Raw genomic sequence first — 13,910 nt, forward strand, 5'->3', positions numbered from 1 at the left:
GAATACGCTGAAGACTGGTCCGTTTCCAGAGCATATTTGAATCCCAAATCGATTCAGACACTTCTGCTAAGCGCAGCTTAATTCATTTCGTGGAGTCCCCAAATTGCGAACTTCTCTTGACATAGCCTATACAAGCAAAGAAATTTAATATAAGTCAAAAGAAAATTCTATGGATTTAAAGATTTACAAAAGTTATACTGTCTAATAGTAAGGTGCAAACCAAATGAATTTTGTGCAAATGCACAAAATTAAGTTTGCACACAATCATTATGAAAGTAGGGGGATTGTATTATGAAAAAAATAGCTGTGTTGCTTCTTGCCGTACTGATGATGGCATCTACGGTGGTTGGTTGCTCCAACTCACAGACAGACAGCAAAGCCGCACTTGCGGAAGTCAAAACCGAGAAAAACAAGGCGGATGCTTCCGATGTCAATGTTGGCGTGTGCATCTACAAATTTGACGACACATTTATGACAGGTGTCCGCAATAATATGAGCGCACAGGCCGAAACGCTGGGCGCGAAGCTGGACATCGTGGATTCCCAGAACAAACAGCCCACCCAGAACGAGCAGGTTGATACCTTTATCACAAAAGGCGTTAACGCGCTGGCAGTCAACCCGGTTGACCGTACTGCGGCCGCGCCGCTGGTTGAAAAGGCAAAAGCAGCAGGTCTTCCGATCGTTTTCCTCAACCGCGAGCCGGAAGCAAACGTTATGAAGAGCTACGACAAGGTTTGGTATGTCGGAGCGAAGGCAGAGGAGTCCGGAACCATGTCTGGCGAACTCATCGCGGATTACTTTAAAGCGAACAAGTCCGCCGACAAGAACGGCGACGGCATTATCCAGTATGTAATGCTGCAGGGCGAGCCGGGCCATCAGGATGCAACCCTTCGCACCATGTATTCCGTCAAGGCGATCGAAGACGCCGGCTTTAAGACCCAGAAGCTGGCTGCCGACACCGCAATGTGGGATAAAGTTAAGGCAACCGACCTGATGAACACCTTTATTTCCTCCCAGGGCCTTGACAAGATAGAAGCCGTTCTGGCAAACAACGACGATATGGCTCTCGGCGCAATCGAAGCACTGAAGGCACAGGGCTACAACAAAGGCGACAAATCCAAATATATCCCGGTTGTCGGTGTTGACGCAACCGCTCCGGCGCTGTCGGCCATGGCGGAAGGCTCCATGCTAGGAACCGTTCTGAACGACGGCGAAAATCAGGGCAAAGCAACGGTCAATATCGCGGTAGCCGCAGCACAGGGCAAGGAAATCAACAAGGAAACCATCGGCTATGATGTTAAAGACGGCAAATATGTTTGGATTCCGTATGTAAAGGTAACAGCGGAAAACTACAAGCAATTCCAGAAATAAGCGCGCGGATTTCCTGCTGAATTGTTATTCAGACGGTGTCTGTTCAGCGGGGAAGGGAAAGCGAAAGCTTTCCGTTCCCCGTTGATTTCAGCAAAAGGAGGGTATGGTGTATGGGCGAATATGTATTGGAAATGAATAACATAACAAAGGTATTTCCCGGCGTTAAAGCGTTGGATAACGTCAGCTTAAAGGTCCGCCGCGGCAGCGTGCACGCGCTGATGGGGGAAAACGGCGCCGGGAAATCCACACTAATGAAATGCCTTTTCGGCATTTATCAGGAAGACAGCGGCGAGATTATTTTGGACGGCAAACGTGAAAATATTACCAGCTCAAAACAGGCCCTTGATTTGGGCGTATCCATGATTCATCAGGAACTTCACCCGATTCGTTTCCGACCGGTCATGGAAAACATCTGGCTCGGCCGGTTCCCCATGCGGGGGATCGCCGTTGACAAAAAGACCATGATCCGAAAAACAAGGGAACTTTTCAAAGAAATTGAACTGGATATCAATCCGGAGACGCTGGCCGGCAATCTGTCGGCTTCCAACCTTCAGCTGGTGGAAATCGCGAAGGCGGTCAGCTACAATTCGAAGATTATTATTATGGATGAACCGACATCTTCCTTAACGGATAATGAAACGGAGCATCTGTTTAAAATAATACGTCAGCTAAAGAGCAAGGGGTGCGCAATCATTTATATCTCCCATAAAATGGAGGAAATTCTGAAGATTGCCGACGAAGTCACCATCATGCGCGACGGGCAGTATGTGGGAACCTGGCCTGCCGGTGAGCTGACCACCGACCTTATCATCAGCCGCATGGTCGGTCGTGATATGACAAACCGGTTCCCGCCCCGGACGCATACCCCGGGCGACGAGGTCGTCCTTAAGGTTACGGATCTGTGCTCGCCGATCAAACGCTCCTTCCAGCATGTCAGCTTTGAGCTGCACAAGGGCGAGATCTTAGGCATCGGCGGTCTTGTGGGCGCACAGCGCACCGAATTGGTGGAAGCGCTTTTCGGGCTTCGCGCCATTGAATCGGGCGAAGTGGAAAAGGACGGCGAGGTATTTAAGGTGAAATCTGTTCAGGACGCGAAAAAGCACGGCCTTGCCCTTTTAACGGAGGAACGCCGCGCGACGGGCGTTTTCGGCATTCTTTCCGTACTTGACAACACGGTTATTGCCAGCCAGAAGCAATACGCGAAAAAGGGCGTGCTGCAAAAGCGCAAACGCCTGAAGGCGGCGGAAGAATCAAACCGGCAGCTCAACGTAAAAACCCCTTCGCTGGAAACGCTGATGCAGAACCTTTCGGGCGGTAACCAGCAGAAGGTTCTAATTGCCCGCTGGTTGCTGACGCAACCCGATATCCTCATTCTGGACGAACCGACGCGCGGCATTGACGTGGGTGCAAAGTACGAAATTTATACGATTATGATGGATTTGGTCAAACAGGGGAAGTCCATTATTATGATTTCGTCCGAAATGCCGGAGCTATTGGGTGTATCCGACCGGGTTATGGTTATGTGCGAGGGGCGCGTGTCGGGCATCTTGAGCCGCGAAGAGGCGGATCAGATCAAAGTCATGCAGCTTGCCACAAAGTTCGTCCAGTAGAGTCAGAATAGAAAGAGAGGCTGCGTATATGCAAGGAGAAAAAATTATCCCCAGACAAAAATTTGCTCTGGTTTACATAATTTCAGGATCGATCTTTTTGTTATTGGGCCTTATCCTGGAATTTTTCCTCTATTCCAAGAAAATGTATGATATGCCGTGGTTCCTGGTCGGAATAGGCGCGTGCCTGGGTATTTACGGCCTGCTGCAGATTTTGAACGCGGAGCGTATCGGAACCCACGTTGTGATTTCCCAAAAAACGATAAAAACTTTTTTAACGAACTATGCGATTATCCTCGCCTTGCTCGTGCTGGTTATTGTGATCATCTTTATTGAGCCCCGTTTCATGCAGATTCGGGTTCTCTTGGATATTATGACGCAGTCTTCCACAAGGTTGATTATCGCGTTGGGAATTTGTTTTACCCTTTTGATTGCGGGTACCGACCTTTCGGCAGGCCGCATGGTCGGCCTGGCGGCGGTTGTTTCCACCTCGCTGATGCAGACGGCGGACTATGCGAACCGGTTTTTCCCGGGGCTGCCGCAGATTCCGGTTGTGTACGCCATTTTGGCTGCCGTCGTTGTCTGTCTGCTGTTCGGCGTGCTGAACGGTTTTCTGGTTGCACAGTTCGACATGCACCCGTTCATTGCGACGCTGGCTGTGCAGGTTATTGTTTTCGGCGCGTGTTCGTTGTACTTCGATATGCCCCCGAACCATTCTCAACCGATCGGCGGCATTCGTTCCGACTTTACCAGCTTGGGACAGTTCAAATTTTTCAAGGGTTTCTTCGGAGGATTTTCCATTCTCATCCCGATCGCGCTGGTTATCACGCTGATTATTTGGTTTGTGCTGAATAAAACGGTATTCGGCAAAAACGTTTATGCAATCGGCGGCAACCGCGAAGCGGCGATTGTTTCCGGCGTAAACGTGTATGCCACCATTATGGGAATCTTCATACTCGCATCCGCCCTGTACGGGATCGGCGGTGTGCTGGAAGCTGCCCGGACCGCCGGCGCCACGAACAATTACGGCAACGGGTACGAGCTGGATGCCATTGCGGCCTGCGTGGTGGGTGGCGTTTCCCTGAACGGCGGCGTCGGAAAAATTGGCGGCATTATATCTGGTGTTCTGATTTTTACTGTCATTCAATACGGTTTGCAGTTTATCAACGTAAGCCCGATGTGGCAGCAGATTATCAAGGGAATTATCATTGCAATTGCGGTTGCAATCGATCTTTCCAAGTACAGAAAGAAATAATTCACCTTTTTACACTATTTCTGCAGAAAACCTGCGCAGATTCCTGCGCGGGTTTTTTGCAAAGAAAAATCTTTTTATTACGAACAATAAAGAGGGGTTAAGTATGATACAATACGAACAAACAGAGTTCGAATTGGAGTGAAAAATTTATGGGACTTTACCGTATTCTTCTTGCGGACGATGAAGAGGAGATACGCGAGGGCATCATAAAGAAAATTGACTGGGAAAGCCTGGGCTATACCGTTGTGGGCGACGCCGAAAACGGATTGGACGCGCTGGAAAAAGCCGAGCACCTGCGCCCGGATGTGGTGATGACGGATATTAAAATGCCGTTCATGGACGGGCTGGAGCTGGGGAGCCGCTTGCGGGATTCCATGCCCTCCACGAAGCTGATCCTGTTTTCTGGCTTCGACGATTTCGAATACGCACAGAAGGCAATCAAAATCAAAGCGGCGGAATATGTGTTAAAGCCGATTAACGCGAACGAGCTGACGGAAACGCTGAAAAAGATGAAGCAGCAGCTTGACAGCGAGTTTGCGGAGCGGCGCGACGTGGAAATGCTGCGGAAAGCCTATATGGACAGCCTCCCGGTTATGCGCGAGCAGTTTCTGGTGGGGCTGATTGAAGGCCGCATTTCGGAGGAGCGGATGCGGGCGCAGGCGCCGATGTTCCAGATCAACCTGGACGCGGAGGGCGGCTGGGCGGTCGCGGTTGTGCGTGCTGACCGCGCGCCCCTGGAAGGCGCTGTTCTGCGTGAAGAGGAGCTGATACCGATCTCGCTGCGGCGTACGGTGGACGAGATATTGGGGAATTACTGCGCCTTTACCGATTTCCTTTATTCCGACTGCGTTGCGGTTATTGCGGAGCTTTCGCCGGAAACCGGCGTCGTCCCGCTCATCCGCGGCATGAACGAGGTCTGCAAATACGCGGAGCTGGTCATGGGCGTGAAGATGGTTTCCGGAGTGGGGACGCCCTGCTCTGCGCTGGCGGATATCCGGCATTCTTACCGCGAAGCGCAGGACGCCATGGACTACTGCGCCGTGATGGGCGCGGGCAAGGCAATCTATATTTCGGACGTGGAGCCGGAAACATCCGTGAAGCTCCAGTTCGACGAGCACGACGAGCGCGAGATTTCTAGTGCTATCAAAATGGGATCGGAAGAGGAAATAAAGGAAAAAATTGGGACGTTGTTCGCGCGTTTTGAAAGGCGGCTTCTGCCTTTGAACCAGTACCAGATTTATCTGATGGAAATGGTGACTTCTTTGTTGAAGCTGATGCACGCATACGAGCTGAGTACGGAGGAAATCTTCGGGGAAAATTTCAATTATGTCAACACGATCGCGGCCCTGCGTTCTCCCGTGGAAATGAAGCAGTGGTGCACGGAATGCTGTATTCGGATCAGTATGCTGGTAAAGCATGAGCGGATTAACTCCACCCGGGTTCTGGCGCAAAACGCGAAGCAGTATATCGCGGAAAATTTCCAGAATCCGGATCTTTCCGTGGACAGCCTGTGTTCCTTTCTCCACGTAAGTCCCACTTATTTTTCAACCGTTTTCAAGCGCGAAACTGGCATGAGCTTTGTTGCGTACCTTACGGAAGTGCGTTTGCAGGAAGCGGTCAATCTTTTGAATACGACAGATGATAAAACCTATATCATAGCAGGAAAGGTCGGCTATACGGAACCGAATTATTTCAGTTATGTCTTTAAAAAGAAATTCGGCGTGTCACCTTCAAAATACAGGAACCAGTAAGATTTCGGGCGGCCGGGAAATCAGCCCTGTAGAACGGAGGGAATGCTATTGCGGAAAAAAACAAGAGAAATATTGGATAAAATTACACATTTTCTGCAAAAAAGAAGCCTGCAGTTTACAATATCGCTTACCTTTACCGCAGTTTCGGTGGTGGGAATGCTGATTGTCGGTTTTTCTCTGTCCCTGCGGTACATCGGGCTGAGCGAAAAGATGATTTCCGAAGACAATACGCACATGGTCAATCAGGTGAACCTGAATCTGGATACCTATCTTCGCAATATGATGCGTATTTCCGACTCCATGTATTACCGCGTGATTAAGAACGCGGATCTGTCTACCGACAATATTGGCGATGCCATGAGTTTGTTGTATGAAACGAACCACGACTTGCTGGTCAGCATCGGGGTTTTTTCCAGCACTGGCAAGGTCATCGCCGCCGAGCCGCTCGCGCAGCTGAAGCCGTCCGCTGGGGTAACCGGCCAAAGCTGGTTTCAGAACGCTTCGCAGAAAATTGAAAACAGCCATTTTTCAACCCCCCATGTTCAGAATCTTTTTGTGGATCCGGATAATAAATATCATTGGGTAGTTTCGCTCAGCCGCGCTGTGGAACTGACCAATGCCGGCTCAATCACTAAGGGCGTCCTGTTGGTAGACATGAATTTCAGCGGAATTGAGCAGATTTGCAAGAACGTGGATATGGGAGAATCCGGATACATTTACCTGACCAACCGGAACGGAGAACTGATTTACCATCCGCGGCAGCAGTTGATCTATTCAAATCTGATGCAGGAAAACAATATCGCCGCCGCGCATTACGACGACGGCAGCCACAGCGAAACCTTTCAGGGGCAGCGGCGCATGGTGACCGTAAAAACGGTGGGCTATACCGGCTGGAAAATCATCGCCGTAACATCTATGCAGGATATTGCCTCGAATTACCAGCAGCTTCGCATTTTCGCGTGGTTCTTTATTTTCTTCTCGATCTTCCTGATGGTTTTCCTGAATCTGTTCCTTTCTTCGCGCATCGCCAACCCGATTAAGGAGCTGGAACATTCGGTGCAAGACCTTGACAAGGGGAACCTGAGTAGTGTGGATATTGCTATTTCCGGTTCCTATGAGGTTCAGCATCTGGGGAAGACGATCCGCTCCATGGTAGACCAGCTTCATAAGCTTATGGACGATATCGTTGCCGAACAGGAATCCAAGCGGAAAAGCGAACTGGATGCGCTCCAGTCCCAGATTAACCCGCATTTCCTTTATAATACGCTTGATTCCATCATCTGGATGATTGAAAACGAGCGCTATGATGGCGCGGTCACCATGGTTACGGCGCTGGCGCGGCTGTTCCGCATCAGCCTTTCCAAGGGAAAGAATATCATTTCCGTTGCGGATGAACTGGAGCATGTGCGCAACTATCTGACCATTCAGAAGATGCGCTATAAGAACAAATTTGTATATGAAATCGACGCGGAGCCGGAAATGCTCCAATATGCAACCATTAAACTGATTGTACAGCCCCTTGTGGAAAATGCGATTTACCATGGCATGGAGTTTATGAGCGGGGACGGGGAAATAAAAATCCATGCCTACCGGAAGGAAGACAGCCTGTACATTGATATTATCGACAATGGCCTCGGAATGCCCCAGGAACAGGCGGACGCGCTTTTAACGGAAGAAGCCCCGCGCGCGCGTGGAAAAGGCTCCGGAATCGGGCTGAAGAATGTACAGGAACGCATCCAGCTTTATTTCGGGAAGGATTACGGACTTGCGATTTACAGCGAACCGGACGAAGGCACAACCGCAAGAATACACCTTCCGCTGAAAACGCTGGAAGAACTGGATGAAGGAGGAGACGCCAAATGACCCGGAAAAAGGTTCTGGTGTTTTTCCTGATTCTTTTCGCGTTTATCAGTTCTTTCGTTCTGTTGAACCGGGAGCGCTATTTCGGCAAAAAAATCGTCAGTCCTTATGAAATTTCGGTAATCTGCCGAAGCAGCAGCACGGCAAGCAGCACGTCCGTCCGGCAGGGAATGGAGCAGGCGGCGAAGGATTTGAATGCGGAAATCAGTTTTATTACGCTTCAAAAGGAAAACAGCGCCGAAGAGCAGGTTTCCCTCTTGAAGCGGGAAATCCGCAACGGCGCGGACGCGGTTGTCATCTCGCCCGTGAATTCGGAGGATTTAGAGCAGCCCGTAAGGGAAGCGATGAAAAGCGTTCCGGTAATCGCCATGCAGTCCACGGTGGAATCGATTCCAAATCTGCCGCTCATCTCCTGTGATAACGAAAAGCTTGGTAGCGCCCTGGCGCAGGCGGCCGCCGGGGACGGAAAGAACTTGCTCCGGATTGCTATTCTGCGCAACAGTATGGATTGCAGCAGCATCCGCCGGCGCTATGACGGCGTGATGAAAATTCTCGATGAGGGCAAAAACAAGATCGAGTACTGGGATATTCCCAACGGAAGCCAACAAGCGTACGATACGGCAAAGGGAATGCTTCTGAGCAGCGCGGCGGACACCGTCATTGCGCTGGACGCTTCCACGCTGGAAGCGGTGGCAAAAGCGGAACAGGACTTATCAAAATCCGGCTTCACCAAAGTGCGTATTTTTGGAATTGGGCGAACGGATACGATTGTTTCTCTCCTAGACAGCCGGATTATCCGTTCGGTCGGCGTGGAAAACGAGTACAACCTTGGATATCTCAGTATTCAGGCCGCGGTCGATAAAATCAATAAAAAGCCGGATTCGCACGATCCCAGCATTAATTTTGCCGTGATAAACCAGGAAAATATGTACAGCTCGGAAAATCAGAGGCTGCTTTTCCCGTTTTCAAGATAAGAGGAGGGGTTCTATGAAAAGAGTCTTTTCAGCAGTATTTGCCGCGGTGTTCCTCCTTCTTCCGCTGGTTGCCTGCAGTTCCTCCGGTGGAAAGGATAAAGTGGATACAATTAAAATCGGCGTTACGCTTTACCGCAAGGATGACACTTTTGTGGCGAGCCTTTGCAATGACCTTGAAAAAATTGCGAAGCAGATGGAAGCCAAGTCTGGCAAGAAGATTGTTGTGAACGTGGTTGATGGGCAGTCAAGCCAGGCGCTGCAAAACGATCAGGTGGACAGCTTTATCTCCCGCCATTATGACGTGATCTGTGTAAATGAAGTGGATCGCACGTCCGCCGCGGTGATCGTCAACAAAGTCAAAGCGGCCGATATCCCGGTGATTTTCTTTAACCGCGAACCTGTCGAAGAGGATATCCGGCTGTGGGATCGCGCGTACTATGTCGGCGCGGACGCGGCTCAGTCCGGGCAGCTTCAGGGCGAAATTATTGCGAAGGCCTACGCGAAGGATCCGGCTTCCATTGACCGCAACGGCGACGGGAAAATCCAGTATGTGATGCTGGAAGGCGAACAGGAGCATCAGGACGCCCTGCTGCGTACGGAATATTCCATTAAGGCGGTCACCGGGGCGGGAATCAAGGTGGAAAAGCTTGCCGACGAAATTGCAAACTGGCAGCGCGCGCAGGGGACGGCAAAAATGAACCAGTGGCTTACGAAATACGGGGATCGCATCGAAGTCGTATTCTGTAACAACGACGATATGGCCCTTGGCGCGATTGATGCGATTAAAGAAAGCAAACGGAAAGTAAAACCGATTGTCGTGGGTATAGACGCGACGGAGGGGGGCGTAAACGCCATAAAGGACGGCAGTATGTTCGGAACGGTTTATAATGACGCACGGGGGCAGGCCAAAGCGATTTTCGACCTTTCCTATGCCTTTGCTACCGGCGAAGACCCGGCGAAAACGGTCAAACTGCAGGGCGGGCATTACGTTTGGGTACCCTATCGTATGGTAACCATACAAAACGCGGATGATATTCTTTCAATCCTTCAAAACTAAATTTTACCTTTTGCTTTGATAATATTTGACAAAGTTTTTAAAGTCAAATATAATATTATCGCTAAGCAATTATGCAAAATAAACAGGAATAGGAGATTAGAAATGGCAACTTGCAAAAAGTGCGGTGCCGAAATGGAGAATGGCCAGACGATTTGCTCCCAGTGCGGGGAACCGATTGAAAATTCGTCTGAAAGCCAGCCCGCCGTTGCGGACAGTAAAGAAAATTTAGAAAACGAAGCTCCGGCGCAAGCTCTTGAGGAAGAAAACACCGGAGCGCAGCATGCGCAGGAGGCGTTTCCACAGCGTGGGCAGCCTTCCCCGAAAGCGAAGAAAATCGCGATTATCGCAGCATGCTGTGCCGTATTGCTCTTTATTTGCGGATTCGCGGCAAAAACATATTTTGCCCGTGACCTGAAAATGATGATGATGGGGAACGGCAAATATATGCAGGCGTTGGAAAAAACCTGCACCGAAGCGATTACCGATCGTGCGGTCGGTTCGCTCGACATGGTCATGAATCAGCTTCCCGCTAAGAAAAACGCTACGGCGGAAGAATTTAAGGGCTCCATGCACATTGATCTGGACAACAGCTTCAAGGGGCAAATCAAGCAACAGCTCGGCGGCCACGACGAAATACTGAATAAGACTCTTGACTACATAAACTCGATCACGATGGAGGGCAGCTCCAATGTGAACAACCAGCAGATGCAGGGCAACGTTTCCTTTAATGACAAGTCCGGTAAGCTGGTTTCCGTAAATATGTTTATGGATAAAGACGGCAAGTATCTTGTGCAGCTTCCGGAAATATCAAAAACCTATCTCAGCATGGAGAATATGCAAACCGCCAATCCGGCATTCGCGGTTTCGAAAGTGGACTATGATTCCAATAAGCTGAAAGCTAGTCTACGTGCGTTAACGCAGCCGTACGTCGAGGCTGTGCAGAACGGAAAAATTACGGTGCAGAAGAACCAGAGCCTGAAAGTGGAAGACATAACGGTCAACAACGCCGCGAAAATTTCCGTAACCCTGAGCGCAGGCCAGATGAACCGGATTATGAAAAAGACCCTGGAAGTGCTCAAGAAGGATGATTATCTCTGCACATATCTTTCGGAAAATTACAATGCCTTCTTCCCAAATGAAAAGATCGATAAGGAAAAATTCAAGGAAATGATTGACGCCTTTGCCCAACAGCTTGGCAGCGACACAGACGAAAAGGCGGCGCTGACGGTTTCTGCGTATGTCCTTGCGGATGATACGCAGGTTGCCCGCAGCTATGAAATCAGCGAAGCTTCGGCAAAGGTTACTTTGAACCTGGCGTTCCAAAAAAAGCAGTTTGCCGCAAATGTCCTTGCGGACGGGAAAGAATGTTTTTCTGCAAAACTGCTCTATAATACGGCGGACAGCGGCGTCATGCAGGTTCTGATAAAAGACAAGGATAAGGTCCAGGATGCCGGCCTCAAAATTGATTTCGCAAATGCGAAGATGGAGAAGTTCGCGAACAGGGATATCCTTCTGGGAACATTTACGCTCTCCCTTTACGACCCGAAGGGTACGGTTCAGAACGCGATCCAGTCATCCCTCGAACGGAACGAATGGGCGAAGAATTTGTCCAAGTCAACCATTAAACTGGAAAATTCCATCAAGAATGATCAGCTGCTTTCCAATTGCACATTCGATTTAAAAGGATTGGCCTCTATCAAAATGAGCACCCAGTCGAAACCGAAAACCAGCAACGCGATTACAATGCCCGCTGTGAAAGAAAACGAAGTGCTGAAAATGGTCTCTTCTGGCACGGGTGAAGGCCAGGAAGAGCTACAGAAAAAATATGCCGGCGATTTTATGGCTTATCTGTCCGAACAGCTCGGCAAAGATAAGGATCTGGCGGATCTGCTTCAGCAAGTAGGCATCAATAAAACCATGGTTGATTTTTACCGCGCACAGTTGAAATAAAGCCAATGTGGCAAAGGGAAGGGCGCCGCTCCTTGAGCGGCGCCCTTCCCTCATGCAAAAAAGGAACCGCCCGGAGGAGCGGTCCCTTTTCATTTTATTAACATCAGGAATTATTTTTAATAAAGTTCCAATTATCCCGGCACATATCGTCCAGGGAATACTTTGCTTCCCAGCCAAGCTCCTTTTTTGCTTTGGAAACATCGGCGTAGCAGACGGCAATGTCGCCGGCTCTGCGCGGGGCAATTTTATAATTTACCTTTTTTCCGCTGGCCTTTTCAAAGGCGTGAACAACGTCCAGCACGCTGCTTCCCTTGCCGGTGCCAAGGTTATACGCCTCGGCGCCCTCAATATGCGGGAGCTTCTCCAGCGCCTTCAGATGGCCGTTTGCAAGGTCGCACACATGGATATAATCGCGCACGCCGGTTCCGTCCGGGGTCGGATAGTCGTTACCGAATACGCTCAGGCATTCCAGCTTGCCGACGGCAACCTTCATGATATACGGCATCAGATTGTTCGGGATACCGTTCGGGTTTTCGCCGATCAGGCCGCTTTGGTGTGCACCGATCGGGTTAAAGTAGCGCAGAAGCGCAACCTTGAAGTTTTTATCCGCAAAGCAGACATCCTTTAAGATGTTTTCAATCATTAGTTTGGTGCTGCCGTAGGGGTTGGTAGTGGAAAGGGGCATGTCCTCCTTGAACGGAGCTTTGTTGTTCATGCCGTAAACCGTTGCGGAAGAGCTGAACACAAGCTGGTAAACCTTGTATTTCCGCATTAACCGCAGAAGGTTGAGGGTGCCGGTCAGGTTGTTGTGGTAGTATTCTAGTGGCTTTTCAACGGATTCGCCAACGGCTTTCAGTCCAGCGAAATGAATCACAGCGTCGATTTTATTTTCCTCAAAAATTTTTTCAAAGCCGTCATAATCGAGCATGTCGCACTCGTAAACCGGGAAGGTTTTTTTGGTCAGCTTTTCAACAATTTTCAGTACTTCGGGCGAAGAATTGCTATAGTTGTCCATTACAACGATATCATAGCCGTTGTTCAGAAGCTCAATGCAGGTATGGGAACCGATATATCCTGCTCCGCCGGTTACTAATACTCTCATTTTGAATTCTCCTTATAACGTTTGTATGCCTCGCGAAGCTCCTGTGCGGTTTCTTCGGGGCAGGTTGGGTTACAGCACGCCCATGCGCCCGTTTCACTAGAAGCGTTGAACTTTTGCTTTTGCGCGCTCCGCATCGGGGGGAAGAATTCGATGTGGAAATGGAAATCCTTTGAATAATCACCCATGTTGACCGGAGCGTTGTGCATGCACATCATGTAGGGGAACTGGTAGCCAAACAAACTGTCCAGCATCCCGACGGTGTCGCGGATGGTCAGCCCCAGCTCTGTTTTTTCTTCCACGGTGAAGTCCGTCATATACTCCGTATGGCGGTTGGAGAAGATGTACACGCCGTAGGGGTATTCGCAGTAAAACGGAAGGAACACGGTAAAATACCTGTTTTTAAAGATGATACGCTTGTTTTCCTTCAGCTCATTTTCCAGCATATCGCAAAACAGGCATTTGTGCTTTTCTACATAATACTCTTTTGCCGCGCCGGTTTCAAGCTCCAGCTTTTTTGGAAGGAAAGAATATCCGTAAATTTGACCGTGCGGATGGGGCATGGTTACGCCCACCGTTTCGCCCCGGTTTTCAAACGGGAAGATATATTTTATTTTTTCATCCGCGCGCATAAGGGTGAAGCGTTCGCACCATAGGTCCACCAGCTTGCGCATATGCTCGTCCGAAAGTTCCGGCAGGGTCTGCGTGTGTTTCGGGGAATACAGGATGACCTCGCATTTGCCGTAGCTGGGTCTTACCTTGAAGAAATCGGTCGCAACGTCGTCCGGCTCGGGCGGGTTTTGCGACAGCGCCGGAAAATCGTTGTCGTATTCCATTACCTCGTAATCCGGCACATTGCCGAAGCTTGGGCAGAACGGGCAGTAGTCTTTCGGCATCTGCGGGCGGTTCTGCCGGTTCGACGCAATCATAATCCAGTCCTTTATCAGCGGATGCCATCTTAATTCAGCCATAAAAATCCTCCATAC

General features: G+C 49.8%; 10 protein-coding genes. 8 read left to right on the plus strand and 2 right to left on the minus strand.

All coding sequences use genetic code 11. The features are described from left to right. Positions 1 to 291 precede the first annotated feature (291 nt). The 8 genes from CAGA_RS07430 to CAGA_RS07465 all read left to right on the plus strand — a co-directional run bounded on the left by CAGA_RS07430 (position 292) and on the right by CAGA_RS07465 (position 11,825). A complete protein-coding gene (locus tag CAGA_RS07430; RefSeq protein ID WP_135659402.1) occupies positions 292 to 1,371 on the plus strand; it encodes a galactose ABC transporter substrate-binding protein in 1,080 nt (359 codons plus the stop codon). Between the two features lie 110 nt (positions 1,372 to 1,481). After that, complete coding sequence (locus CAGA_RS07435) at positions 1,482 to 2,981, plus strand: sugar ABC transporter ATP-binding protein (protein ID WP_135659404.1); 1,500 nt, start codon at positions 1,482 to 1,484, stop codon at positions 2,979 to 2,981. Between the two features lie 28 nt (positions 2,982 to 3,009). Continuing rightward, entirely contained in the window at positions 3,010 to 4,233 is a 1,224-nt protein-coding gene (gene mglC / locus CAGA_RS07440) for a galactose/methyl galactoside ABC transporter permease MglC (RefSeq protein WP_135659406.1), read from the plus strand. Between the two features lie 149 nt (positions 4,234 to 4,382). Next, positions 4,383 to 5,984: a response regulator gene (locus CAGA_RS07445; protein WP_135659408.1), complete on the plus strand. Its 1,602-nt coding sequence runs from the start codon at positions 4,383 to 4,385 to the stop codon at positions 5,982 to 5,984. Between the two features lie 48 nt (positions 5,985 to 6,032). Next, complete coding sequence (locus tag CAGA_RS07450; protein WP_243112980.1) at positions 6,033 to 7,847, plus strand: sensor histidine kinase; 1,815 nt, start codon at positions 6,033 to 6,035, stop codon at positions 7,845 to 7,847. Next, positions 7,844 to 8,818: a substrate-binding domain-containing protein gene (locus CAGA_RS07455; RefSeq protein ID WP_135659412.1), complete on the plus strand. Its 975-nt coding sequence runs from the start codon at positions 7,844 to 7,846 to the stop codon at positions 8,816 to 8,818. Before CAGA_RS07450 ends, CAGA_RS07455 begins: the two co-directional genes overlap by 4 nt. A 13-nt stretch (positions 8,819 to 8,831) precedes the next feature. Beyond that, the gene (locus CAGA_RS07460; RefSeq protein WP_135659414.1) at positions 8,832 to 9,875 is read left to right on the plus strand and encodes a galactose ABC transporter substrate-binding protein; all 1,044 of its coding nucleotides are present in this window, start codon (positions 8,832 to 8,834) and stop codon (positions 9,873 to 9,875) included. A 102-nt stretch (positions 9,876 to 9,977) separates the two neighbouring features. Further along, positions 9,978 to 11,825 (plus strand): zinc ribbon domain-containing protein, encoded by a 1,848-nt coding sequence (locus CAGA_RS07465; protein ID WP_135659416.1) that lies wholly within the window; start codon positions 9,978 to 9,980, stop codon positions 11,823 to 11,825. A gap of 103 nt (positions 11,826 to 11,928) precedes the next feature. Here CAGA_RS07465 and galE read toward each other — a convergent pair whose 3' ends face one another. After that, positions 11,929 to 12,927, minus strand: coding sequence for a UDP-glucose 4-epimerase GalE (gene galE, locus CAGA_RS07470; protein ID WP_135659418.1), 999 nt, complete (start codon positions 12,925 to 12,927; stop codon positions 11,929 to 11,931). Continuing rightward, positions 12,924 to 13,895 (minus strand): galactose-1-phosphate uridylyltransferase, encoded by a 972-nt coding sequence (gene galT / locus CAGA_RS07475; protein WP_135659420.1) that lies wholly within the window; start codon positions 13,893 to 13,895, stop codon positions 12,924 to 12,926. Before galT ends, galE begins: the two co-directional genes overlap by 4 nt. Between the last annotated feature and the right edge of the window lie 15 nt (positions 13,896 to 13,910).

It is taken from the genome of Caproiciproducens galactitolivorans (genome assembly GCF_004768785.1).
Classification (GTDB): domain Bacteria; phylum Bacillota; class Clostridia; order Oscillospirales; family Acutalibacteraceae; genus Caproiciproducens; species Caproiciproducens galactitolivorans.

Excerpts from the sequence above, each read along its gene's own strand:
- CAGA_RS07465 (WP_135659416.1), top strand. The coding sequence starts at position 9,978 with ATGGCAACTTGCAAAAAGTGCGGTGCCGAAATGGAGAATGGCCAGACG.
- CAGA_RS07445 (WP_135659408.1), top strand. The coding sequence starts at position 4,383 with ATGGGACTTTACCGTATTCTTCTTGCGGACGATGAAGAGGAGATACGC.
- CAGA_RS07435 (WP_135659404.1), top strand. The coding sequence starts at position 1,482 with ATGGGCGAATATGTATTGGAAATGAATAACATAACAAAGGTATTTCCC.
- CAGA_RS07430 (WP_135659402.1), top strand. The coding sequence starts at position 292 with ATGAAAAAAATAGCTGTGTTGCTTCTTGCCGTACTGATGATGGCATCT.
- galE (WP_135659418.1), bottom strand. The coding sequence starts at position 12,927 with ATGAGAGTATTAGTAACCGGCGGAGCAGGATATATCGGTTCCCATACC.
- CAGA_RS07460 (WP_135659414.1), top strand. The coding sequence starts at position 8,832 with ATGAAAAGAGTCTTTTCAGCAGTATTTGCCGCGGTGTTCCTCCTTCTT.
- CAGA_RS07455 (WP_135659412.1), top strand. The coding sequence starts at position 7,844 with ATGACCCGGAAAAAGGTTCTGGTGTTTTTCCTGATTCTTTTCGCGTTT.
- galT (WP_135659420.1), bottom strand. The coding sequence starts at position 13,895 with ATGGCTGAATTAAGATGGCATCCGCTGATAAAGGACTGGATTATGATT.
- mglC (WP_135659406.1), top strand. The coding sequence starts at position 3,010 with ATGCAAGGAGAAAAAATTATCCCCAGACAAAAATTTGCTCTGGTTTAC.